Source organism: Mycobacterium sp. Aquia_216 (assembly GCF_026723865.1).
GTDB lineage: Bacteria > Actinomycetota > Actinomycetes > Mycobacteriales > Mycobacteriaceae > Mycobacterium.
In genome coordinates, this window is sequence record NZ_CP113529.1 from 4368386 (window position 1) to 4392147 (window position 23762).

At 63.7% G+C, this 23762-nt stretch carries 19 protein-coding genes; 5 read left to right on the forward strand and 14 right to left on the reverse strand.

The features are described from left to right. Position 1: 1 nt before the first annotated feature. The 3 genes from OK015_RS20485 to OK015_RS20495 all read right to left on the reverse strand — a co-directional run bounded on the left by OK015_RS20485 (position 2) and on the right by OK015_RS20495 (position 3744). Complete coding sequence (locus OK015_RS20485) at positions 2-1360, reverse strand: PP2C family protein-serine/threonine phosphatase (RefSeq protein ID WP_268125797.1); 1359 nt, start codon at positions 1358-1360, stop codon at positions 2-4. A 100-nt stretch (positions 1361-1460) separates the two neighbouring features. Beyond that, a complete protein-coding gene (locus OK015_RS20490) occupies positions 1461-2870 on the reverse strand; it encodes a nitrate/nitrite transporter (protein WP_268125798.1) in 1410 nt (469 codons plus the stop codon). 406 nt (positions 2871-3276) lie between these two features. Continuing rightward, the gene (locus OK015_RS20495; protein ID WP_268132935.1) at positions 3277-3744 is read right to left on the reverse strand and encodes an LppP/LprE family lipoprotein; all 468 of its coding nucleotides are present in this window, start codon (positions 3742-3744) and stop codon (positions 3277-3279) included. 368 nt (positions 3745-4112) lie between these two features. On the opposite strand from OK015_RS20495, the gene OK015_RS20500 reads away from it, so the two are divergent. The 5 genes from OK015_RS20500 (at position 4113) to OK015_RS20520 (ending at position 12619) form a co-directional block, all read left to right on the forward strand. Beyond that, complete coding sequence (locus tag OK015_RS20500; RefSeq protein WP_268132937.1) at positions 4113-8282, forward strand: bifunctional nitrate reductase/sulfite reductase flavoprotein subunit alpha; 4170 nt, start codon at positions 4113-4115, stop codon at positions 8280-8282. Positions 8283-8392: 110 nt separating this feature from the next. Then, positions 8393-8644: a hypothetical protein gene (locus tag OK015_RS20505; RefSeq protein ID WP_268125799.1), complete on the forward strand. Its 252-nt coding sequence runs from the start codon at positions 8393-8395 to the stop codon at positions 8642-8644. A 171-nt stretch (positions 8645-8815) separates the two neighbouring features. Further along, a complete protein-coding gene (locus OK015_RS20510; protein ID WP_268132939.1) occupies positions 8816-10165 on the forward strand; it encodes an MBL fold metallo-hydrolase in 1350 nt (449 codons plus the stop codon). Positions 10166-10284: 119 nt separating this feature from the next. Beyond that, a complete protein-coding gene (locus OK015_RS20515; RefSeq protein ID WP_268125800.1) occupies positions 10285-10863 on the forward strand; it encodes a rhodanese-like domain-containing protein in 579 nt (192 codons plus the stop codon). Positions 10864-10972: 109 nt separating this feature from the next. Beyond that, positions 10973-12619 (forward strand): NAD-dependent malic enzyme, encoded by a 1647-nt coding sequence (locus OK015_RS20520; RefSeq protein WP_268125801.1) that lies wholly within the window; start codon positions 10973-10975, stop codon positions 12617-12619. Positions 12620-12625: 6 nt separating this feature from the next. On the opposite strand, the gene OK015_RS20525 is transcribed toward OK015_RS20520, so the two are convergent. Genes OK015_RS20525 through OK015_RS20575 form a run of 11 tightly spaced genes read right to left on the reverse strand, consistent with a single transcriptional unit; the run spans position 12626 to position 23538 of the window. Further along, positions 12626-13132, reverse strand: a complete 507-nt coding sequence (locus OK015_RS20525) for a CAP domain-containing protein (protein ID WP_268125802.1) — start codon at positions 13130-13132, stop codon at positions 12626-12628. 14 nt (positions 13133-13146) lie between these two features. After that, the gene (locus OK015_RS20530) at positions 13147-13800 is read right to left on the reverse strand and encodes a hypothetical protein (protein WP_268125803.1); all 654 of its coding nucleotides are present in this window, start codon (positions 13798-13800) and stop codon (positions 13147-13149) included. Continuing rightward, positions 13797-14474 carry an Mce protein gene (locus OK015_RS20535; protein WP_268125804.1) on the reverse strand — a complete coding sequence of 226 codons (678 nt, stop codon included), beginning with the start codon at positions 14472-14474 and terminating at the stop codon, positions 13797-13799. The genes OK015_RS20530 and OK015_RS20535 overlap by 4 nt, the downstream gene beginning before the upstream one ends. Positions 14475-14483: 9 nt before the next feature. After that, complete coding sequence (locus OK015_RS20540; protein ID WP_268125805.1) at positions 14484-15959, reverse strand: MCE family protein; 1476 nt, start codon at positions 15957-15959, stop codon at positions 14484-14486. Next, entirely contained in the window at positions 15959-17083 is a 1125-nt protein-coding gene (locus OK015_RS20545) for an MCE family protein (RefSeq protein WP_268125806.1), read from the reverse strand. Before OK015_RS20545 ends, OK015_RS20540 begins: the two co-directional genes overlap by 1 nt. Continuing rightward, positions 17080-18450 (reverse strand): MCE family protein, encoded by a 1371-nt coding sequence (locus OK015_RS20550; RefSeq protein ID WP_268125807.1) that lies wholly within the window; start codon positions 18448-18450, stop codon positions 17080-17082. The genes OK015_RS20545 and OK015_RS20550 overlap by 4 nt, the downstream gene beginning before the upstream one ends. Beyond that, on the reverse strand, positions 18447-19631 hold the full coding sequence (locus tag OK015_RS20555) for an MCE family protein (protein ID WP_268125808.1): 1185 nt from the start codon (positions 19629-19631) through the stop codon (positions 18447-18449). Before OK015_RS20555 ends, OK015_RS20550 begins: the two co-directional genes overlap by 4 nt. Further along, the gene (locus tag OK015_RS20560; RefSeq protein WP_268125809.1) at positions 19628-20656 is read right to left on the reverse strand and encodes an MCE family protein; all 1029 of its coding nucleotides are present in this window, start codon (positions 20654-20656) and stop codon (positions 19628-19630) included. Before OK015_RS20560 ends, OK015_RS20555 begins: the two co-directional genes overlap by 4 nt. After that, the gene (locus OK015_RS20565; protein ID WP_268125810.1) at positions 20653-21921 is read right to left on the reverse strand and encodes an MCE family protein; all 1269 of its coding nucleotides are present in this window, start codon (positions 21919-21921) and stop codon (positions 20653-20655) included. The genes OK015_RS20560 and OK015_RS20565 overlap by 4 nt, the downstream gene beginning before the upstream one ends. 4 nt (positions 21922-21925) lie before the next feature. Beyond that, positions 21926-22774: an ABC transporter permease gene (locus OK015_RS20570; protein ID WP_268125811.1), complete on the reverse strand. Its 849-nt coding sequence runs from the start codon at positions 22772-22774 to the stop codon at positions 21926-21928. Continuing rightward, positions 22771-23538, reverse strand: a complete 768-nt coding sequence (locus tag OK015_RS20575; protein ID WP_268125812.1) for an MlaE family ABC transporter permease — start codon at positions 23536-23538, stop codon at positions 22771-22773. The genes OK015_RS20570 and OK015_RS20575 overlap by 4 nt, the downstream gene beginning before the upstream one ends. Positions 23539-23762 lie beyond the last annotated feature (224 nt).

Consider the following 23762-nt stretch of genomic DNA (forward strand, 5'->3'; position numbering starts at 1 on the left):
GTCAGCGACTGGCAAACACCAGCAAGGCGATATCGTCGCTGGGTCGCAGAGTGAGGATCAGCGCGACGAGGTCGTCGATGAGTTCGCTGGCACTTAGACCGGCGCGACTCGCGACAAAGCTTGCGAGTTCGTCTTCGCCGAACTGGCCGACGCCTCGGTTTCGGGTTTCGATGAGACCGTCGGTGTAGAACAGCAGCGTCTGACCGGGACGCAGTCGCACACTGCAGGATTCGAACGTCGCTTCGGTGAGTGCACCGAGCAGCATTCCACCGCTGGATCGGATCTCGCGCACCGAGCCGTCAGCGTCGTCGAGTAACAGCGCCGGTGGGTGGCCACCGGTGGCCACGGTGACCTGGAATCCCGGTTCACCGACGCTGGGCTCCAGCGTTCCGAATAGCACTGTGCAGGAATGTCTTTCACTGGGATCACGGATCAACACCGAGTTCAGCTCGGCGAGCGCCTCGACGGGATCACTGTAATGCAGTGCGGCGGAACGCAGTGTGTAGCGGATCAACGAGGTGACCGCCGCGGCTGCAGCACCATGGCCTTCGACATCGCCGAGGAAGAAAGCCCACCGCCGGGGCCCGATGGCGAACACGTCATAGAAGTCGCCGCCAACCTGCCGACGTGATGCCGGATGGTAATGCGCCGCAAGAGCCAGCCCCGGAATATCGGGAAGCGACGGTGGAAGCAACGTCCGTTGCAGCACCGCCGCGTATTCCTCGATGGCATCGCGCTCCCGTTCGGCGGAGTCGCGGCCGACTTCAGCGGCGTCGCGGTCGCGTTTGGCAACGTCGCGGTCCGCCCGTGCGGTGTCTCGTTCATCCTCAGCGCCCCGCAGCCGTTGCTGCACGCGCGAAGCGCTTATCCTCCTCATCCGCAGTTCCAGGTGATCCATGACGGCGGCGGCCAGGTCGATGAGCGTGGCGAGTTGATCGTCGCTGGGCTGATAGGGGCGCGAGTCAAACACGTCGACAGCCCCCAACCGATACCCGTCCGGGGTGACGATAGGAGCACCCGCATAGAACCGAATTCCCAAGTGACCGCGCACCAGCGGATTGGTCGACGCTTGCGGATCGGTCAGCGCATCACAGACCACGTGTGGAACATCATCGAGGATGGCACTGGCGCACAGTCCTCGGCCGCGAGTTGTCTGCCCTATCCCGCGCAGCCCAACGGCGGCTTTGAACCAGATCCGGCTCGCGTCGACGATCGACACCGTCGCCATTGATGTCCGGAAAGTTCGAGCCGCGATCCGCGCAATGCGATCGAAGACCTCTTCGGGCGGGGTGTCCAAGATCCGGTAGCGCGTTACGGCCCGGATCCGACCCGCCTCGGTGGCACTATCCACCCGCTGCATCAATAGTCCTCATCGGTCACGTTTCCGCCCAGCGACCCGACGCCGACCAGTGTTTGCAGGATACGGTCGCGTTCGTCGTTGCGTCGACGGCGGTGTCGTTTCAACCGGCTCCGACCGCGTCGGGCGCGTTGCCGGCAGGGGCGGGTGCAAGCGGTCGGCGCACATACCTGATCCAGGTCAGCGCGGCGGCAAACACATAGACGGACAGGAAGATCCAGAACGCCGACGTCATCGTCCCGGTGCTGACATAGGACTGTCGCAATGCGACGTTGATACCGACACCGCCCAGTGACCCGAAGCCGGCGACGAAGCCGATGACGACGCCCGAGATCAATCGTGACCACTGACGCTGTTCGGTCTCGTCCATATCCAGGCTCTGGCTGCACGTTTCGAAGACCGTCGGGATCATCTTGTAGACCGATCCGTTGCCCAGCCCGGCCAGGGTGAACAAGGCGATGAAGCAGGCCACATAACCCGCCATGGCGGAACCGCTGACCGGGCCCGCGTGCGGATCCTCGATGCTGCCGACGGTGATCAGCATCCCGGCGGACAACACCATCGCGACAAAAACCGCGCACGCGACACGGCCCCCGCCGATTCGGTCGGCCAGCCGGCCGCCGTACACGCGGGCCAGCGAGGCGAGCAGCGGCCCGATGAAGGCGAGTTCGGCGGCGTGCAGCGAGGCCTGGGATGTGGTTTGTCCGCCCGCCGTGAAACTGGTCTGCAATACCTGACCGAACGCGAACGAGAACCCGATGAACGAGCCGAAGCTGCCGAGGTAAAGCAGCGAAAGCAGCCAGGTGTCGCGGGTGGAGAGCACCACCGACAGGATCGCTCGCAGACGGCCGGGCTCCACCCGGTGCTGGGCGACGTTGTTCATCGAGAACGTGGCGCCGATGCCCGCGATGATCAACAGCACCAGATACAGGCCACACACCCAGTACGGCTGCCGGTCGCCCGCGATGGCAATGACCACCAGGCCGACGATCTGCATCATCGGCACCCCGAGATTGCCGATGCCGCCGGCAACTCCCAGCGCCGCACCCTTGAGCCGGTGCGGGTAGAAGGAGTTGGCGTTGCTCGCCGAAGCCGCGAAATTACCGCCACCCATGCCGGTCAGCGCCGCGCACACCAGGTACGGCCACAACGGCAGCCCCGGATGAGCCAGCAGCACCATCGCGCCGATCAACGGAACCACCAAGACGAACGCCGAGAACACCGCCAGGTTCCGGCCACCGAAGATGGCCGTTGCCACAGCATATGTCGGCCGCAGACAGGCCCCGACCAGGGTGGCGATAATACCGAGCAGCAGCTTGTCGCCTGCGGAGAAGCCATACACATCGCGGGGCATGAACAATGCCATCACCGGCCAGAGCGACCATACCGCGTAACCCAGATGCACGTTCACGGCCGACCAAAGCAGGTTGCGCCGCGCGATGGTCTTGCCACCCGCCTCCCAGGCCACCAGATCTTCTGCGTCCCAATGAGACAGGTGTCGTGACCTACCCACTCACTTGACCGTCCGAAGGATGGTCCCGGAATTGACCCGTGGGACGGCCCCTGCCGTCGAGGCCCCGGAGGCGCGCGGCCGTTCCTCGCCGTGCGGCAGCACCCGCTGTTCCATCACTCTCCTTACTCCGTCGGCTAGACCGGAAATCCAGGGTGCCAGGCCAACGTGCAGGTCGTTGTCATTGTCGACCGGAAAATCCTGGTGAATTCCTGGAAAAGTACTGGGTTCCCGCCGCCGCCGGGGCACCGCATTCGCTTCGAGACGAGGGCCGGATATCGGCGGACCGCCGACTGTGCGGCCAGCCGCACGTTCGACGTCGAGTGTGCGGCCAGCTTCGCGTTCGTGCCCACCGCGCGGTGCGGGCGACCGGATGTCGCAGAAAATCGGAACATAATGTGCAACAACCCTATTGGTGTGGAATTTTGCCGACGGGCTGCAACTTGCCGTCGGGACCGATCTGGAACTTGACGGTGCCAATTCCCTTGGGGCAACAGGGTTCTTCATTGCCGACCCGCCATTGATACTGAATCGTGACCGCATCGCCGCCCCCGGGCAGCACGGTGATGTACGGCTTGGGATTTGGCGTCGGTGTGCCCAGCGGCCTGTTGTGGTCGAAGAACACCAGCTGCTGGGGCGTCGACTCACTGGCGATGGTCGGAATGATCTGCACCCAGTACAACCGGCAACTCTTGGCATGCCCCCGGGCGATCTCCACCCAACTCGAGCCGGGAACCTCGACGGGAACCGACGCGATCGCCTGGCGCACGGTGTCGGCGCTCGGTCCGTCGGACTCCTTGCAGCTATCCGCCCGCGACGCCGGCGGTGTGGTGGGTTTTCCGCCGCAAGCCGAGGCCAACAAAATCAAGAAAATCACAAAGTGACGACGCACTTTGTGAGCTTAGCGAAAACTGTGAATGTCCCATTTGTTTCGTCCGAGCCCCTGTTCCGAGGGGCAATTCCCAAGAGTCCGCGAGTAATCTGGCGTCAGCCGCAGATCAGTGCTGACCTGCGGCTACCTGCTCGGCCTGCGGGTTTTGCAAACACCTCACAAATGCGTCCGCTTCCGGTGAGATCAAGCCGTAAAACGGCGGAAACATCGGACGCCCGACGCTGAAACATCCATGTCGCACGATTTAGCCGATAGGCCCTTGCGCGCCCGAAAGGAGGGCAGTAGGCGTGGCTGCGGAGCGTGGTCAGGACACCGTGAACAGCCTGTGCGCCTACTGCGGCGTGGGCTGCGGCATGGTGTTGCAGATCACCAGTGACCCGAAAAACGGCCACAGTCACGTCGCGAAATCTGTTGGCAACAAAAGCCACCCGGCCAACTTCGGCCGCCTGTGCACCAAGGGCGCAACTACCGCGGACATGTTGGCCGCACCCGGCCGGATGGATTCGGCCTATTGGCGGGCGGAGCGCGGCGAGGCCCTCGCGCCGGTCGATCTTGACGCCGCAATCACCCAATCCGCGAAGCAGTTGCGGGCGATCATCGACGAACACGGCCCAGACGCCTTCGCCCTGTACGTGTCCGGGCAGATGTCGCTGGAAGCGCAATACCTGGCGAACAAGCTGACCAAGGGCTTCATCGGCACCAACCAGATCGAGTCGAACTCGCGACTATGCATGGCCAGCGCGGGGTCTGGCTACAAGCTGTCGCTCGGCGCGGACGGGCCGCCCGGTTCCTATCAGGACTTCGACAAGGCCGACGTGTTCTTCGTCATCGGCGCCAATATGGCTGACTGCCACCCGATTCTGTTCCTGCGGATGATGGAACGCGTCAAGGCCGGCGCCAAATTGATCGTCGTCGATCCGCGCCGCACCGCGACCGCCGAGAAGGCCGACCTCTATCTGCAGATCTCGTCCGGTACGGATCTCGCACTGCTGAACGGGCTGCTGCACCTGATCGTCGAAAACGGCCACACCGACCCAGAATTCATCGCCGAATTCACCGATGGCTGGGACGAGATGCCCGGTTTCCTCGAGCAGTTCACCCCGGACAAGGTCAGCGAAATCACCCGCATTCCCGCCGAAGACATCCGTACCGCGGCCCGCTGGATCGGCGAAGCCGACAACTTCATGACCTGCTGGACGATGGGGCTCAACCAGAGCACCCACGGCACCTGGAACACCAACGCGATCTGCAACCTGCACCTGGCAACCGGCGCGATCTGCAAGCCGGGCAGCGGTCCGTTTTCGCTCACCGGCCAGCCCAACGCGATGGGCGGGCGCGAAATGGGTTACATGGGACCGGGGCTGCCGGGCCAGCGCGCGGTGACCTCGGCGGCCGACCGCGACTTCGTCGAGGACCAGTGGGGCATCCCCCGCGGATCGTTGCGTACCGACGTCGGCACCGGCACCGTCGACATGTTCTCCCGCATGGCCACTGGCGAGATCAAGGCTTGCTGGATCATCTGCACCAATCCCGTTGCCAGCGTTGCCAATCGGAAAACAGTGCTGGCGGGCCTGGAGAAAGCCGAGCTGGTGATCGCCCAGGACGCGTTCTTGGAGACCGAGACCAACGAATACGCCGACGTGTTGCTGCCCGCCGCCCTGTGGACAGAGTCCGAAGGGGTGATGACCAACTCCGAGCGCAACATGACGCTGTTCCAGCCGGCGGTGCGAGCACCCGGCCAGGCGATGCCGGACTGGCAGATCATCGCCAAGATCGCTTGCGAGATGGGCTTTTCGGACTCCTTCAGCTATGACTGCGCAGAAGACGTATTCGAGGAGATCAAGCGGTTCTGGAATCCCAAGACGGGCTACGACTTGCGCGGCGCGAGCTATGCCCGGCTGCGGCAGACCCCGCTGCAATGGCCGTGTCCGCCGGATGGTGTCGACGATCGCAACCCGATCCGCTACCTGAACGACGGCGTCAGCCACACCCAGTTGGTCCGAGAGGACGGAACCGTGCCGCGGTTGGCCTTCGCCACCGCGAACGGTCGCGCGATGTTCTTCGCGCGCCCGCACCTGTCGCCCGAGGAGATGCCGGACGACGACTACCCGTTCCTGCTCAACACCGGGCGTCTGCAGCACCAATGGCACACGATGACCAAGACCGGCAAGGTCGCCAAGCTCAACAAGCTCAACCCCGGACCATTCGTCGAAATCCATCCTGACGACGCGGCGCGGCTCGAGATCGCCGACGACGATCAGGTCGAAATCGCCTCGCGCCGTGGCCGAGCCGTGCTACCGGCCGTGGTCACTGACCGGGTGCGGCCCGGCAACTGCTTCGCACCGTTCCACTGGAACGACTCGTTCGGCGAGTACTTGTCGATCAACGCGGTCACCAACGACGCGGTGGATCCGGTTTCCTACCAACCGGAATTCAAGACGTGTGCGGTCACTGTCACGAAGATCACCGTCACCACATCGGATGTCGACACCGAACCCGAGCCTGCGGTGACCACCAGCGCGACGGACCCCGCAGCTACGGAGGTTACCGAAATCACCAGTTCACAGGTAGACGCCCTCGCCGAAATCCTTGGTGTGGCAAACGAACCGGTGCCCCAGCTCGGTCCGCTCGGCCGGACCTACCTGGCCGGGATACTCGCCGGGTTGCGGACGGAAGCCGGCCGCCGCAACCTCGGGGTTCCCACCCTGCCGCTCAATGCCCCATTCGACACCAACACCCGACTGTGGGTGGACGGTCTGCTTGCGGGGATGTTCGCGCGTACCGAACCGCCCGCGTCGATGCCGGCTTTTACACCGGTCTCCCCCACCGTCGATGCGCCGGCGGACCCACCCACGACGCCCCAGGTCGACGCCGCGCCGAAGCGGGCTCCGATTGTGGTGTTGTGGGCTTCGCAGACCGGCAACGCCGAAGAGCTCGCCGCCCAGGTCGTAGCCAGACTCGGCGAAGCTCAGCTGTCGGTGGCATCGCACAGCATGGACGACTTCCCGGTGGCCGACTTGGCCACCACGCAAGAACTGTTGGTGGTCACGAGCACCACCGGTGACGGCGAGGCCCCGGACAACGGCGCCGCACTGTGGCGAGCGCTGACCGGTGACAGCGCGCCGCAGCTCACCCAGACCCGCTACGCCGTCCTCGCCCTGGGCGACTCGAACTACGACGACTTCTGCGGCTACGGGCGCAAGCTCGACGAGAAGTTGGCGGAGCTGGGCGCGACCCGCATCGTCAATCGCGTCGACTGCGAGCCCGACTACGAGGAGGCCGCCGATGGGTGGCTGGGCGGAGTCATCGGGGCGCTGACACGCACACCCACCCCGGTCGGCCAGGGAACCGCGGCCTCGGCAGCGGCGCCCGCGCGCCGTCCGGCAACCCGTCCCAAGGAGCCGACCTATAACAAAAAGTGCCCGCTGGTTACCGACATGATCCGCAACACCACGCTCAGCGGACCGAGCTCCGCAAAAGACGTGCGGCAGATCGTGTTTGACCTCCCCGGCGAGCATGTCAGCTACGAGGCCGGCGACGCGCTCGGGGTATGGCCGCGCAACAGCGACAAACTCGTCGACGAATGGCTGTCGGTCACCGGACTGGATGCACAGACCCCGGTCGAGGTCGGCGAGCATGGTCTGATGTCGTTGCGCTCCGCGCTCACCGAACGGCTCGAGATCGCCCACATCAGCCGGGACCTGGTGCGGTTCGTGCAGGAGCGCACCGGCGATCCGAAACTCGCCGAGCTATTGAAGCCGCAAAACAAAGCCGCGCTGAGCAATTGGACGTGGGGGCGCCAGTCCGTCGACCTGCTGGCGCAGCTGCCGGTCTCGGCATCCGCCCACGAGTGGCTGAGGGTCCTCAAACGCCTTCAACCGCGCCTGTATTCGATCTCGTCGAGTCCTAAAGAGTGCCCCGGAGAAGCGCACCTGACAGTCTCACCGGTGCGCTATAACTTCCAGGGCGTCCCCCGCCGCGGGGTGTGTTCGACCTACCTTGCCGACCGCTCTCCCGGCGATCGAGTCGCTGTCTATCTGCAGTCGTCGAGCAATTTCAGGACACCCAGCGATTCACACACGCCGATGATCATGATCGGTCCCGGGACCGGTATCGCCCCGTTCCGGGGCTTCCTGCAGGAGCGCCGCGCGCTCGGCCACACCGGACCAAACTGGCTGTTCTTCGGGGAGCAACACGCCGAGACCGACTACTACTACCGGGACGAGATCGAGAAGATGCACGCCGACGGGCTCCTCACCGAACTCGACCTGGCGTTCTCCCGGGACCAGCAGGAGAAGGTCTACGTCCAGCACCTGATGCGCAAGCGTGGCGCGCAACTGTGGAGCTGGCTGCAGGACGGCGCGCAGCTGTATGTGTGCGGCAGTGCCGACCCGATGGCCAAAGACGTAGATCGCGCGCTGTGCGACATCGCCGCCGAACACGGCAACCTCGACCCCGACGCCGCGTCGGCCTACGTCCAGTCGCTGAGCGCGGACAAGCGCTACCACCGCGACGTCTACTAGCCACCCGTCGAACCCGTAATACGGCGGAAACATCTGCCATCCGCGGCCGAAACATCGCTATCGCACGATGTGCTCAACAACTGGTGCGTAGCCGATGAAGGGGTGTCCGCATGGCAACTGACGACCACCCGGTTGACCAGGAATTACCGGCGGGCCATGTCGCTTGGGCAGGATTGCCCATCAACCTCGATTACGCCTTCTCCCAGGCACAGCGCGACAAGGTCTACGCGCAGCACCTGATCCGGAAGCGCTGGTGCTCGCTGCGCGCGCACTCGAACGATGGCGACGGTGCGGCCGTTGACCCCGATACGGGTCAAATCCATGTTGAGTGGCTGAGCGACGACCGACGCCACGCCGGGTAGCGCCCACCCGACCCGCTGGTCGCGATCGACATCCGCGCTACAAACGGTGGATACCGTGCTGCAGTGGTTGTCAACGCGGGCATGTCGGCGGCGTTCGCCGACTCACGCACACCGACCGGTGGGCACGTAGCGTCAGGGAAACACCACCTCCGTGGACGGGCGCAAAACGTGTTGGATGTATCGATTATCGAGACCTCCGGGTTGGGTGATCGCAGCTATTTGGTGAGCGACGGTGAAGTGGCGGTCGCCATCGACCCGCAGCGCGACATCGATCGGGTGCTCGAGCTAGCCGGCGACCTGCGAATCACGCACGTGCTCGAGACGCATATCCACAACGATTACGTCACCGGCGGGCTGGCGCTTTCCGACGCGGTCGGGGCCGAATACGTGATTCCCTCAGGAGAAGACGTCGAGTTTTCCTGCCGCGCCGTCGGCGATGGCGACCGCATCGACAGCGGCGCAATCCATTTGGAAGTGCTACTCACGCCGGGGCACACCCACCATCACGTCAGCTACGTCCTCCGCGAGGAGTCCGGCGACACCGTCGGGGTTTTCACCGGAGGGTCGATGCTCTTCGGCAGCACAGGAAGAACCGATCTGCTCGGCGCCGAGCACGCCGAGGAATTGACTCGGCTGCAATACCATTCGGTCCGACGCCTCGCCGACGAGCTGCCCGCGGCGACACCGGTCTACCCAACCCACGGCTTCGGCAGCTTCTGCTCCGCCGCACCCACCGACGGTGACGACTCCACCATCGGAGACCAACGCCGCAGAAACCCCGCGTTGACTCAAGGCGAGCAGGACTACGTTGACGAGCTTCTCGACGGGCTGGCCGCCTTCCCGGCGTACTACGCGCATATGGGTGTGATCAACCGGAACGGTCCCACGGCTGCGGATCTGTCGCCGCCTGCGCCGGTCGACCCGAGCGAGCTGCGCAGGCGGATCGACGCCGGCGAATGGGTGGTCGACCTACGCAACCGAACCGCCTTCGCGGCCGGACATCTTTCCGGCACATACGGATTCGAGCTGTCCGGTTCCTTCGTCAACTACCTCGGCTGGCTCTACGCCTGGGGCGCGCCGCTGACCTTGATCGGCGACGACACGAAGCAGATCGCCGACGCGCAACGTCAGCTTTCCCGCATCGGCGTTGAGCGCCTCACCGGCAGCGCCAGCGGTGACATCCGCGAGCTGGCCGATGGTGAGGCACTGCGTAGTTACCGGGTGGCCGACTTCGGAGAACTTGCCGCTGTACTCGGCGACGGCGCGGTGATCGTGCTCGACGTCCGCCAGCCCGGGGAATTCGACGGTGGTCACGTGCGCGGTGCGATCAACGTCGCGTTGCACGAATTGGCCGAACGCCTCGACGAAATTCCCGCCGACCCCGAGCTGTGGATCCACTGCGCAAGCGGCTACCGCGCGTCGATCGCTGCTGCGCTGCTCGACCGGCACGATCGCCGCGTCGTGCTGATCGACGACAGCTATGACAACGCCGAAAAGCTGGAGATCACCACGGCGACGTGACCGGCACGGCATTCCGCGGAGCCGAACGCCTCGCCGAAAATCACTGTGAACATAAATCTGTGGTTTTCCGCCGCCGCGGGTAGTGAATACTCACTGCCACCTCACATTGGGAGCCAATAATGAGCGCACCGACCGCCGACGTCATCACCTCGCCAGAGCTTCACACGTTGCTGGAGTCGTCCACGGCTCCGCGCGTCGTCGATGTACGCACCCCCGCCGAATTCGAAACCTCGCATATCGCCGGGTCTTACAACGTTCCGCTCGATGTGCTGGAAGAGCACGGTCCCGAAATCGCTCAGCGGCTCGACGGCGATCACGATGTCGTGTTGCTATGCCGTTCGGGTCAACGCTCGACCAAGGCTCAAACGCTGCTGCGCAACGCCGGACTGACCACCGGGCGCGTTCTCGAAAACGGAATCACCGACTGGGAGGGGCGAGGGTTCGCGGTCGACCGCGGCGCGCAACGATGGGACCTCGAACGTCAGGTGCGTCTGGTGGCGGGATCGATCGTGCTTTCGTCCGTTCTCGGCAGCGTCGCCGTCCCGCGACTCAAATGGCTGGCCGCAGCAATCGGTGCGGGTCTGACTTATGCCGCGGTATCCAACACCTGCGCGATGGGAACTGCGCTCTCCAAATTGCCGTACAACCGCGGCGCCACGTCGGATGCCGAGACGATCCTGTCTCAACTTGGTGAGTAACACGGCGGCTGAAACGGGCACATGAGCCCTTCAGGTGTTCTTCAGGGTGCGTTCACCTTGATCAGCGCTACCGTGACTGCATGCGCCACGTCATCGGACGGAGGGTGCGATGAGCGACGCTCACACACCCCGGATCCCCCTCGCGATGTCCTCGCCGAGCCTCAACCGCGGAGTCGGCTTCACCCATGAACAGCGGCAGCGGCTGGGGCTGACCGGGCGGCTGCCGTCGGCCGTTCTCACCCTCGAACAGCAAGCCGACCGGGTGTGGCATCAACTGCAAAGCCTGGCGACCGATTTGGGCCGTAACTTACTCCTCGAGCAACTGCACTACCGCCACGAACTGCTGTACTACAAGGTGCTCACCGACCATCTGCCCGAACTCATGCCAGTGGTCTACACGCCCACCGTCGGAGAGGCCATCCAACGCTTCTCCGACGAATACCGTGGGCAACGGGGGCTGTTCCTGAGCATCGATGAACCCGATGAGATCGAAGAAGCCTTCGAAACGTTCGGACTGGGACCCGATGACGTCGACCTGATTGTCTGCACCGACGCCGAAGCCATCCTGGGTATCGGTGACTGGGGCGTGGGCGGCATCCAGATCGCGGTAGGCAAGTTGGCGCTTTACACCGCCGGCGGCGGCATCGATCCGCGCCGCTGCATCGCGGTGTCACTCGACGTCGGCACCGACAACGAACAGCTGCTGCAGGACCCCTACTACCTGGGCAACCGCCATGCCCGGCGTCGCGGCGAGGACTACGATGCTTTCATCCAGCGCTACATCGAAACCGCCCACCGGCTGTTCCCCCGCGCAATACTGCATTTCGAGGACTTCGGGCCCATCAACGCACGCAAGATCCTGCAGATCTACGGCGACGACTACTGCATTTTCAACGACGACATCCAGGGCACCGGCGCGGTGGTGGTGGCCGCCGTGTACGGCGGATGTCATGTCACCGGCGTCCCGCTGCGCGACCAGAAGGTGATCGTGTTCGGCGCCGGGACCGCCGGCATCGGCGTCGCCGATCAGATTCGAGACGCGATGGTCGCCGACGGCGCCACCGTCGACGACGCCAGATCGCAGATATGGCCGATCGACAGGCAAGGCCTGCTGTTCGACGACATGGACGACCTGCGGGCATTCCAGGTGCCGTACGCGAAGAACCGCGACCGACTGGGGGTGGCCGCCGCCGACCGGGTGGGGTTGGTGGATGCGATCAAGCTCGCGTCACCGACCATTCTGTTGGGCTCCTCGGCCGTATTCGGCGCCTTCACCCAAGAGGTCGTCGAAGCGATGACCGCATCCTGCGAACGGCCGATGATCTTCCCGCTGTCCAATCCGACCTCACGCATGGAAGCCATGCCGGCCGACCTGCTGGGCTGGTCGCACGGCAAGGCGCTGATCACTACCGGTACTCCCGTCGCTCCCGTCGCCTACGACGGGACCACCTACATCATCGGCCAGGCCAACAACGCGCTGGCCTTCCCGGGAATCGGACTGGGTACCATCGTCGCACGGGCCAAGTCGGTCACCCCGGGGATGCTGCAAGCCGCGGCGAAAGCCATTGTGCGGCACGCGAGCCCGGAAGATACCGGAGACTCGCTGTTGCCGGATGTGCAGAACCTGCACGAGATCTCGACGACGGTCGCCGAAGCCGTCTATTACGCTGCCGTCGAAGACGGCGCAGCCAGCACGAGCCATGACGATGTCGCGCAAGCCGTGGCCGACACGTTGTGGGCGCCTGTCTACGACTAATCGGGTCTATCGCAAGGGCGGGGTCGGTTGCCCGTACACGGCCACCACGACGGTGCGGTCCAGGCTGTTGTCCGACCACACCCCGATGTTGTTGTTGGCGCAGTCGCGAATGATCGCCATGTCGTCGGGGTTGGAGTACCACTGGTTGACCAGCTCCAGGCTGCTGATGGCAATGGCCGGATTGATCGCCACCGTCTCTGCGGCTCTGCCGCGGAAGCCGGCGGCGTTGGCGCGGTCTTGCGGTGTGGATCCGTCGGATCCGATGTCGTCATTGATATTTCGGTTGTTGATCATATCGTCGGCGTGCCATTGGGCAGCCAGCGTGAGCGCATTGTTTCTGATCACGTCATTCGTGCAGCCCGCCTGGTGCTGCAGGGTGTACACGGCGGAGACGACGGCACTGTTGAGCCGCTTGTTGTCGGCATGAGCGGCCGGCACCGCGAATGCTCCTGCCGCCGTGAGCAATACAGCGACGGGCAGTAGGCGAGCACCGCGGCGCAGCCACACCGTCATCTGACCTCCTCGAATCACACCGGGTCGAAGCGCGAAACCAGCCATCGGCCATTGACCTTGTCCAGCGTCACCTTGATGACGGGCTGGGTATCGGTAGGCGTGCCGTCGCCGATGGTCACCGTCTGGTTGACATACAGCAGGGCCACCGCATGGTTGGCGGTCGCCGAAACCGAGGATGCCGCCGTCACTTTGGCCACTGACGAGATGTGCTTTTCTTTCGCACCCGGGATCACGACCTCGTGAATCAGCGCGGTGTAGGCGTCCTTGAACTCGCCGGTCAGCCGCTCACGCGCCGCGCCGAGGTCCTTGTCTGCCGAGTCCGCTTTATACGACAGCAAGGCGACGGTGTCTTCGCTTGCCGCCCGGACCGATTCGGTGCGGGCCACCGCAAGGTCGTCGGCCGACCCGACCACCCACCGGAAGTAACCCGCCCCCAGCGCTACCAGCAATGCGAGCGCCGGCAACACGCCATAGGCGAGCACCCGCGACCAGGCGATCGAACGCCTCCGGGTCTTGGGCTCGTCACCGGACGCCTCGGCGTTCTCGACGGCTTCCGACTCTTGTTGTGTCGCCTCGTCTTTAGCTTCGGCCTCAGGTGAGGACGCGTCAGCCGTGTCGGCGTCATCGGTCTTCACGGTGCCCTCGGCGTCTTCCTTGAGTGTCGTCATGGCACGAACACCACGTTCGACACCTTGGCGTCGTCGCCGACCGAGTGGACCTCAATCCGCATCCGCCATTCGCGCGGCGGTTCTTCGCCGCCCGCGGTCCGCGACTTCACCGCCACCGCGACCAGGACTTGAGCGGAGTCGCCCCGCTGCGATTCCAGACCGGCGTCGGTGACCGTGCCCTCCGATTTCGACTGCGCCGCCTTGACGACCTCGATGAACGGCTTGGCCCGCTGCTCGAAATCCTCACGGAAAGACCCGGTGGCCAGATCGAGGACCCGCTGCACGTCCGAATCGACCTCGGTGTAGTTGATGGTGGTGAGGTTCACCGCGCCCTGGCGAGCAACCGAGACGAATTGCTCGCGTTGCGCCTGCGCTTGATGCCTTTCGTATGCGGAGTATCCCAGCCAGCCAGCCAATCCGGTCACCCCCGCCAAAATCACGGCGCCGGCTACCAATGCCGATCCCGTACTGGAAAGGCGCCGACGGGTAAACCGATGCCGCCAGCGAGCGAAGCGGCCTTCGGACTGGCCATTGCTCTCACCGGTCCCGTCCCTTTCCTCGGTCTCGTCGACCAGCGCCGCGTCGTCTTCGGCGTCGTCGTAGTCCTCGGTGTCGGCATCCGTTGGCTCAGCGACCTTTTCGTCGGCGTCGGCGGTATCGGGCTCGTCGGCCATGTTTCTCCTTTATCCCTGCCCTGGCGGCACGAGAAGCGACTGCCAGTTTTTGGCACGCGGGTGCGCCAAGTCGGACTCGGTGTAACGCTTTCCGTCGGGACCTATGTAGTCACCGGTGGCCGGGTCGTAGGTGGTCACGGAAAGCGGCGGGGTTGACGGTGCCGTGCCCCGCGGGGGTGGCAGTCGCGGATCCTGTCCCGGCGGATACTGCGGCACACCTTGGCCACTGGTGGTGGCGTTCGGGTCGCCCTTCCAGTTGTAGCCCTCGTTGAGCGGCACGTACTCCTCGTCGCTATCGCACAGCTCGACGGTGGGGGCACGCTTCCATGGCTTGGTCTCACACGGAATGTTGCGCGCCCCCCGCACATTGAACTCGGAATCCTGCGGAACCCGGCAATAGAGGTCGGCTGCCGGTCGATCTGGGGCATCCACGCTGGCTGGTGAGCGGCGCTGAGTGGGCGGCAGAAATCCGGTTGAGCATGGCGGCGGAAGGTTCAGGTTGAGGTTGAAATCCAGGAAAAATCCGCGATACTCCTGTTTGGTGTTCAAGTTCGGCACCAAAGCCGCCGCCATCACCGCTATACCCTGCGGGAATAACACCAGGAGCTGTTCGATGTCGTGGCGGTAGACGACGGCGATGTCACCGAGGCTCACCAGGTTGGCGAACAACACCGGCAACGCCGGCGACACCCGGTCCAACAGCGCGCGACCTTCCTCAATCCCGGAAGTCCCCTGCGTCAGCAGATCTCGCACCGCCGCATCCTGTGCCTTGAACTGCGCCATCAGCGCCGCCGTTCGACTGGCCCACGTGGCGATCGCATCCGACGTCTGCACCTGGGAGTTCAGCACTGCCGGGGACTGGTCAATCAAGGTGGCCAGCGGATCGACGGTTTGACCTCCGGCGATGGCCAATGCGGTTGATCCATCGACGATCCGAGACAGCTCGGGGCCAAGGCCCCCGACCGCCCGATTGGTCTCGTCGATCACCGTGTGCAAGTTGTCCCGCGGAATCGCTTGCAACGCACGGTTAGTCAGGTCGAGCAGGTGACCGATGTCGACAGGAACGTCGACATGACCGGCTGGAATGATGTCGCCAGCCCGCAGCGGTCGGGACTGTCCACCGTCCTTACCGGGCTGCGGGGTCAGTTCGATGTATTGCTCACCGATCGCCGAGCGGCTGTGCACCGAAGCCTGAACCTCGAAGGGCACCTTCACTCCGGACCTCATGGCGAGCACCGCGCGCACCCCGGTCGCCGTGACGTCGACCGACTTGACCTGGCCCACATCGGTACCGCGATAGGTGACGACCGAGGTCTGGTAAAGGCCGCCCGACTGCGGCAGGTCGACCGTGACGTTGTACTCCCCGACCCCGAACAACGTCTCGGGTAGTTTCATGAAGTTGAATGCCATTGCGCCACAAGAAACTACGGTCACCAGCGTCAAAATGGCCAATTGGATCCAGGTCCGGCGATTGAGGCGCAGCATCAGTACCCCCCGAAGTGATACGGGTAGGTCAGCGGGTTACCGCCGGTAACGGGACTGGGCTGCATGCCGATGGTGCGACCCCAGTACATTTCGAGTTGGGTGAGGTTACCTTCCCAGCGCGAACCAGTGAATAGCCCAGTGTCTATGCGGCTCAGCGTCAAATCGACGATCATCGTGAGGTTCGCGTAGTCGCCGCGAAACCAGTTGGTGACTGTGGATGTCGGCCACGGGTAGGTCGCCAAGCCGTCCAGACCCTTGGTGAGTGCCGGCCCCGCGTCGGCGAGTGACCGCAGCACCGGCGCGATATTGCGCAGATTGTTGACCAAAGATTCCTTGCTCTGGTGGATGGTGTCGGCCGCGATCGCGCTGAACTTACCGACCTGATCGATCGCATCGGCGATCTTCGTGCGCTCTTTGGCCAGTACGTCCAGCGCTTTGGGCACGGTCATCAGCGCCTTGTCGACTACCGGATCTTTGGCGGCCACCTGCCCCGCCAGGGCGTTGAGATTCTCGGCGGCGGCGATGATGTCGTCGGTCTGGTCGTTGGTGCGGGCGATGAATTCATCCAGCTGGCTCAGCAGGCTGCGCATGTCGTTTTCACGCCCCGCGAATGCCTTGGCGACGGCTTGGTTGATTTCCTGCAGCTGCCCAATTCCCCCGCCGTTGAGCAGGATCGACACCGATGCCAATGTCTGCTCGGTGCTGGGATACAAGCTCGCGCGGCTTAAAGGGATGACAGATCCGTTCTTGAGTTGGCCGACGGGCGGCTCATCCTTGGGCGGCGTGAGCTCGATGTGCATCGAACCCAGCAGGCTGGTCTGGCCGAGCTTGGCGGTCGAATTGGCCGGCAAGCGGACATCGCCGTTGATGCGCATCGTGACCAGCGCATGCCAATCTTGCAGCTCAATGTTGGTGACATTGCCGACGTTGACATCGTTGACCCGGACCCGGGTGTTTTGCTGAATCGTCACGACATCGGGCATTTGCGCCTGGATCGTGTACGCACCCGGCCCGCCACCGGAAGTACCGGGCAGCGTGAACGAATTCAGGCCGCGCCATCCGCCGCACGCCGAAAGTGCGGCGACGCAGGCCATTCCCAACACTGCGGCTATCGCGCGTCTCATGACGGCGGCCCCGTCGGGAGCATCAGGTTCTGTAGCACCTGGATCGAGCTCATTCCGGCGCTCGGGGGCGGCGGTGACTCGGGTGGTTGCGGCTGATCGGCAAGCCCGGGCGGCCCAGGAAGCGGCGGCGGCGGTGACTCGGGTGGTTGCGGAGCATCGGGCGGTGGCGGAGTTGCCGCGGGAGGCGGCGTGTAGCCGGGCCGTAGCCAGTCCTCGCTGTAGGTGATCTCACCCGGCCGGGCTTGCGTGCCGACAAACGGGTTGATTCCCGCCGGAATGTAGTTGTAGATGCGGTTCTTGATGATCGGGTTGAGGTACTGCATGCACAGCTTCGAGACTCGCGCCAGGCGCGCTCGGGATGCTGCTTCGATTGAGCTGCAAATGAATTGCGGGATGTCGGCAAAGTTGTTCAACGCGATAATGCCCGACATCGCGCCCTGCGCCGGCTGGTAGATGTTCATGAAGTTCTGAAACACCGTCGGAGTTACATGCAGGATCTGCTTGATGTCACCACGGCTGTCGTTCAGCGCGGTCGTGATCGATCCCAGTCGGTCGAACGTGACACCTATTGCTTCCCGATTCTCGGCGAGAAAGTCGCGGACATCCACGAGCGCGCCGTCCAAGGCCTGCAACGCATTGCCGACTTCGTTGGGGCTGTTGGTTAGCACGGTCGTGACGCTGGCCAAGTTTCGATTGAACGAGGCCAGTAGATCGCTGCTGGAGGACAGTGCGGACACCAGAAGCTGCAGATTACGCACCGTGCTGAAGATGTCGTCGGCGTGGTCACCGAGCGCCGAGATCGCTTGGGACAGCTTGATTACGGTATCGCGAGCGGTATCTCCCTGGCCGCGCAGGTTATCTGCGGCCGAGTTGACGAACTCGCCGACGGAGTTCACTCCGCCCGGACTGGTGGGCTGCAAGGCGTCGGTCAACTTCTCTAGCTGCCTGCGGAAATCGTCCCATTCGACCGGCACCGCGGTGCGACTCAGCGGGATCGACGCGCCGGGGCTCAATTTGGGGCCGCCCGAGTACGCCGGGACGAGTTGAATTGCCCGCGAGGTCACCAGCGACGGCGACAGGATCGCGGCGCGGGCATCGGCGGGAACCGCGTACTGCTTCTCCACCGAGAAGGTCACCTTGGAGCTGGCGGGCTGGGGCTCGATCTTGTCCACCACGCCGACTGCGACGCCGAGGATCCGAATCTCGTCACCGACGAACAGGCCGTTCGCCTCCGTGAAATACGCCGAGTAGGTGTTCTTTTCGACGTCTTTCCACAGCTTCTTGCCGACTAGAAACGACGCCACGGCCAGCGTCAGCACTAAGCTGATCGCCGTTGCTTTTCGAAGGGTGTCTCGACTCTTGTTCATGGTCCGTCGAACTCGTGGGGCGAGGGCGGCGGGATGGTTCGTATCGGTGGCGTCGAGGGCGGCGGTGAGGGCGGCTGCGACCACAGCGGGACCGGTGCGTTCTCCGGCGGCACGGGTGGCGTTCCCGTCGGCGGGTCCACCACCTCCGAGGGCAGCCCTTGGTTGGGATCCAGGAACCGGTCGTACATGTCCGCGTCCAGCACCGGCCCCCCGATTTGGCCGGGGATCAAGTTCGCCACGTACGCCTTGAAAAATGGCCCGGAACCCAACACTTCGCCGAACGACATCGCATAGCGTTTGAACTTGGGCAGGGTCCGCTGAATATCTTCCTTGCGGTTGTCCAGAATCTCGAGCACGCCGTTGAGCTTGTCCAGCGCGGGCTTGAGTTGGCTTCTGTTGTCGTTGACCAGCCCGGAAATCTGATGCGAGACCGCGGTGAGGTTGTTCATCAGTGCGTCCAGGGAATCGCGCTCGTCCAGTAGTGCGGCAAGCAGTGCGTTGGAGTTGGACACCAGGCCGGCGATCTGCTGGCTGCGCTTGCCCAGCACCGCCGATACCTTATTGGCGTTGCCCAGCAGGCTGCGCAGCTGGGTGTCACGTCCATTGAGGGTGTCCGAGAACCGGGCCACACCCTCCAAAGCGGGCCTCAGGCTCGGCGGTGTCTCCTTGAATGTGTTCGCCAATGTCGTTAGGGCTGAGGATAATTGGGCGGTATCGAGGCCGCTGATCGTGGTGGTCAGATCACCCAGCGCGTCGGGAAGGTCATAAGGTGAGTGGGTACGCGCCAGCGGAATGGGGCCGGATAGCCGCCCATCACCGCGCGGCGTGAGCTCGAGCATCTTGGAGCCCAGGATTGTTTCCGTCTTGATCGCCGCCTCGGTGCGGTCGCCCAACTCGATGCCCTGGCGAACGGTGAAGCCGACCCGAACCTTGGTGCCCTCCAGCCGGATGTCGGAGACCCTGCCGACACCCATCCCCGAAACCCGCACCGTGCTACCGGGTTTGATGCCACCGGCCTCGGAAAAATACGCGGCGTAGTCATCGGTGTTCTTCACAAAGGGCAGTTTGTTGTACTGAAACGCGACAACGGTCACGCAGGTCAAGATCGCGGTGCCCATCAGTCCCAACATGACGGGGCTCCGACGGCCGAGCGGTTTGATCTTGGGCAGCTTCAACTTCATTGAGGCGTGCACCGCCCGCTGGGCTGGCCCAACAATTTGACGAAGATCGGGTTGCCCCCCTTGCCGTTGAGCTTGAGTAAGACCTCGCAGAAGTAGAAACCGAAGTAGTCGCCGGTCAGGCCTTGCCTGGACAGCACTTGATAGACGTTCGGGAGATCCTTGAGTAGTTTGTCGACATAGTCGCGGTCGGAGAGTATCTGCCCGGACATGCGGTCGGTCTCGTGCACCACATCCTTGATCGGCTGGCGGGCCTGGACAAGCAAATCGGTAACCGAGCCGGCGGCCGCGTTGATATAGGCCAGCCCCGTCGAGATGTCGTCCTTGCGCTGCGCCAAGCCCTCGACCAGCTGGGCCAGCTTGTCCAAGCCGTCGGAGAACTCGTGGTCGCGTGCGGCGAAGGTGTGCAGGACGGTGTTCAGGTTGGTGATCAGCTGGCCGATCAATTCACTGCGCCCGGCCAGCGTCGACGTGAGTAGCGAGGTCTGGGACAACACCGAGGCCAGGGTGCCGCCCTGTCCCTGGAAGATTCGCAACAGTTGACCGGACAGCGCGTTGACCTGATCGGGATCCAGCGCCCGGAACAACGGGCGGAATCCCCCGATGAGTGCGTCGATGTCGAGGGCGGGCGACGTTCGTGCCAGCGGAATCGTCGCGCCCGGGGGCAGCCGGCGTGGGGGTCCAGGTCCATCTTCGAGCGCCAGATAACGGTCACCGATCAGGTTTTCGTACCGCACGACGGCCTTGGTGCCCTCCGTGAGGCGTATCCCCTTGTCAACCGCGAAGCCGACGGTGACCGTGCCATCGTGATGCAGGTCAAGATCGCCGACCTTGCCCACTTCCACCCCGGCGATGCGGACGAAGTTGCCGGACTTCAGACCGGAGATGTTCGTGAAGACCGCTTGATAGTCGGTTCGGTCTTCGAAGCGCAACTGTCCGAACACGGCGACCAACGTAAAGGTAAAGAGCAGGCAGACAGCTGTGAATATGCCGACCCGCAGGATGATGCTGGAGAGCTTCCTTCTCATGGCGGCGGCTGACCCCCGCGCCAGAAGTAGCGTGGCGGTTCGGGAGCGTTCTTGGTAGTCGGGAACCAGTTGCCCCACCAAGGATTGCCCGCGGCCACGTTGCTGCGGATCTCGTTCGGGGCGGCCCCCCAACCGGTATCGGTAACTAGCTGGCGCACAGGGTAATTCGCGCTCGGGTCAGGCAGTGAACCGCAGCTGGGCTTACCACCCGGACCCCCCGTTGCATTGACTTTTGGAAGGTGTTTCGGGTAGCGGTACGGGTCGTCGCCGAATAGCAAGGCCGCGTCCATGATGAACGAGTAGCCGTTGCCACCAAGCATGTCCCTGCCACCGTGGTCGACGTACCATTGCGCACCCTGGAATAGGCAGGTATAGGTCGGCGAGTACTTGTTCAGCAGCGTCAACGTCGGGTCGAGAAGTTTCATCGACTGCACGATGTTGGGTTCGTTTCTGCCGATGACGTTGATGCCGGTCTGGCTGAAGCCGATCGCCGACAACAGCAGCGAATCCAGCGATTGCTGGTTTTCGGTGAGGGTGGTGCTGGTGGTCGAGGCCGACTCGAGGATCGACAGGATGTCCTGCGCCGCATCCGAATAGATCGCCGTGGTCTTACCGAACAGACGCCAGTCCCGGTGGATCGTATCCATGCGCGGGTTGACGGTGAGCAGAATGTTATTCGCGTCGGTGATCGACTGTCCGATCCGATCCCCCTTGCCGCGCACCGATTGTGCGAAAGCCGACAGAATCGAATTCAGCTTGGCCGGATCGAGCGCTTGGACCACGGACTGCAGATTCTGGAAGACCGTATTGACCTCGACGGTGACATTGCGTGAGTGCAGCACCGCGCCGGGCTTCAACGGCGTGTGGCTGGCCTGGTCCGGCACGATCAGGTCGACGTACTTGGACCCGAAGGCGGTGGTCGACTTGATCTCGGCTTCGAGGTTGCTCGGCAGATATTTGAATGGGCCCGGGTCCATCTTCAGTTGCAGCTGAGCCGCTTTCACATCGGTGCCGATCGACGCGACGGTGCCGACCGGCACACCGCGCAACTTCACCTTGGCGCCCGGTTCCATCACCAATCCGGCCCGGTCCGACACCAGCGTCAGCGGGACGAAGTCACCGAACTTGCCGGAGAACGCTCCGGCGGTCAGCACGATCAACGCGGCGACAAGGATGAACAAGGTCGGCGCCCACCAGATCGGGTCAATCTTGCTGCTGCGGACTCTGTTTCGCCGTGCGGGTCCGCTTTCCCTGTGGTTGCTCATAGGGCTACCCGGACAGGTTGAAGTTGCCGGACTGCCCGTAAACGGACAGCGAAATCATCAGGCACACAAACGCCGTGACGATCATCGATGACCGCACCGAACGACCGACAGCCTCCCCCACACCGGCGGGACCACCTGTCGCGGTAAAGCCGTAATAGGTGTGCACGACCATCACACCCGTCGCCATCGTGAGCGCCGACAAGAACGACCAGAGCAAGTCGTTGGGACGCAGGAAGGTGGAGAAGTAGTGCTCGTAGACGCCACGCGACTGGCCGTAAACGTATATGGTGAGGAACTTCGCCGCGATGAACGACATCAGGACCGCGACGGCGTAAAGCGGGATCACGACCAGGACGCCGGCGATGATCCGGGTGGACGCCAGGTAGGTGATGGACCGGATACCCATGACCTCCAGCGCGTCGATCTCCTCGTTGATGCGCATCGCGCCCAGCTGCGCCGTCGCGCCGGCACCGATCGTGGCCGCCAACGCCAAACCGGCCGTGCAGGGCGCGATCATCCGAACGTTCAAGAATGCCGACAAAAAGCCGGTCATCGCCTCCACACCGATGTTGGACAACGTGTCGTATCCCTGCACCGCGACCAGCGCGCCGGTCGTCAGCGTCAGAAACCCGATGATGCCGACCGTGCCGCCGATCACCGCCAGCGCTCCCGTGCCCATCCCCATCTCGGCGATCAGGCGCAGCAATTCGTTCGGGTAGCGGCGTACCGCGTCCACGGTGGCAGCCAACGACTTTCCGTAGAACTCGGTCTGCTCACCCACCTTGCGGGTGGAAGCCACCAATTTCGGGCCAAGAGTGTCCAGCCACGATGGCCCGCGTGCGAGATCGGTCATTTGGCAGTCACTTTCACTCCGAGCGCGGTCGTCACGATGTTGATGAAGAATAAGGCCATGAAGGAGAACACCACAGTCTCGTTCACCGCGTTACCGACGCCGGTGGGCCCACCGCCCACCGACAAGCCCTTGTAACAGGCGATTAAGCCCGCGGACAACCCGAACATCGTCGCCTTAATCAGCGAGATCACAACCTGCGGAAGACCGGTGACGAGCGTCATGCCCGCGATGAAGGCGCCGGGCGTGACGTGCTGGACGAAGACCACGAAGATGTAGCTGCCGGTCAATCCGGTGACCGCGACCACCGAATAGAGCAGAACCGCGACGAAGGTGGCGGCAATGATGCGTGGAACCACCAGTGCCTGAATCGGATTGACGCCGATCACTTTCATCGCGTCGATTTCCTCGCGAATGGTGCGCGCGCCCAGATCGGCGCACATGGCGGTCGACCCGGCACCCGAAACGACCATCGCCGTGACAACCGGCCCGACCTGGGTCACCGACGCCAGCCCCGCACCGGCACCGGAAAGGTCCCCGGCGCCGATCTCGACGAGCAGGATGTTGAGCACGAATACGATGAGCACCGTGTACGGAATCGACAACATGATGGTCGGAAAGATCGACACCCGGGCGACGAACCAAATCTGCTCGAGAATCTCGCGCCAGGCCCACGGCTTGCGCAGCGCAGTCACCAATGCCTCGGCGCTGAGGAGGAAGAATTCCCCCAGCGCATTCATCGGCTTCGCTACCGCAGACCCGTTCATAGAACCTGCCCAGACCAGCGACGGCCCAATCGGTTCATGCGGTCCCCCAATTTCGAGATTATTTTGACGCGTGAGCAACTAGCTGGCCCATAACGGGTCAGCATCGTTCACATGTGGACCGCACCGTCTGTTTGCACACATAGAACATCGCCGCAATTTACGGGCAAACCGATGCCCGGCGTTAGGGTTGCAATCAACCAGAAAGTAATCTGGCCGATGCCCGA

Excerpts from the sequence above, each read along its gene's own strand:
- OK015_RS20485 (WP_268125797.1), bottom strand. The coding sequence starts at position 1,360 with ATGCAGCGGGTGGATAGTGCCACCGAGGCGGGTCGGATCCGGGCCGTA.
- OK015_RS20500 (WP_268132937.1), top strand. The coding sequence starts at position 4,113 with ATGGTGTTGCAGATCACCAGTGACCCGAAAAACGGCCACAGTCACGTC.
- OK015_RS20505 (WP_268125799.1), top strand. The coding sequence starts at position 8,393 with ATGGCAACTGACGACCACCCGGTTGACCAGGAATTACCGGCGGGCCAT.
- OK015_RS20515 (WP_268125800.1), top strand. The coding sequence starts at position 10,285 with ATGAGCGCACCGACCGCCGACGTCATCACCTCGCCAGAGCTTCACACG.
- OK015_RS20520 (WP_268125801.1), top strand. The coding sequence starts at position 10,973 with ATGAGCGACGCTCACACACCCCGGATCCCCCTCGCGATGTCCTCGCCG.
- OK015_RS20525 (WP_268125802.1), bottom strand. The coding sequence starts at position 13,132 with ATGACGGTGTGGCTGCGCCGCGGTGCTCGCCTACTGCCCGTCGCTGTA.
- OK015_RS20530 (WP_268125803.1), bottom strand. The coding sequence starts at position 13,800 with ATGACGACACTCAAGGAAGACGCCGAGGGCACCGTGAAGACCGATGAC.
- OK015_RS20535 (WP_268125804.1), bottom strand. The coding sequence starts at position 14,474 with ATGGCCGACGAGCCCGATACCGCCGACGCCGACGAAAAGGTCGCTGAG.
- OK015_RS20540 (WP_268125805.1), bottom strand. The coding sequence starts at position 15,959 with ATGCTGCGCCTCAATCGCCGGACCTGGATCCAATTGGCCATTTTGACG.
- OK015_RS20545 (WP_268125806.1), bottom strand. The coding sequence starts at position 17,083 with ATGAGACGCGCGATAGCCGCAGTGTTGGGAATGGCCTGCGTCGCCGCA.
- OK015_RS20550 (WP_268125807.1), bottom strand. The coding sequence starts at position 18,450 with ATGAACAAGAGTCGAGACACCCTTCGAAAAGCAACGGCGATCAGCTTA.
- OK015_RS20555 (WP_268125808.1), bottom strand. The coding sequence starts at position 19,631 with ATGAAGTTGAAGCTGCCCAAGATCAAACCGCTCGGCCGTCGGAGCCCC.
- OK015_RS20560 (WP_268125809.1), bottom strand. The coding sequence starts at position 20,656 with ATGAGAAGGAAGCTCTCCAGCATCATCCTGCGGGTCGGCATATTCACA.
- OK015_RS20565 (WP_268125810.1), bottom strand. The coding sequence starts at position 21,921 with ATGAGCAACCACAGGGAAAGCGGACCCGCACGGCGAAACAGAGTCCGC.
- OK015_RS20570 (WP_268125811.1), bottom strand. The coding sequence starts at position 22,774 with ATGACCGATCTCGCACGCGGGCCATCGTGGCTGGACACTCTTGGCCCG.
- OK015_RS20575 (WP_268125812.1), bottom strand. The coding sequence starts at position 23,538 with ATGAACGGGTCTGCGGTAGCGAAGCCGATGAATGCGCTGGGGGAATTC.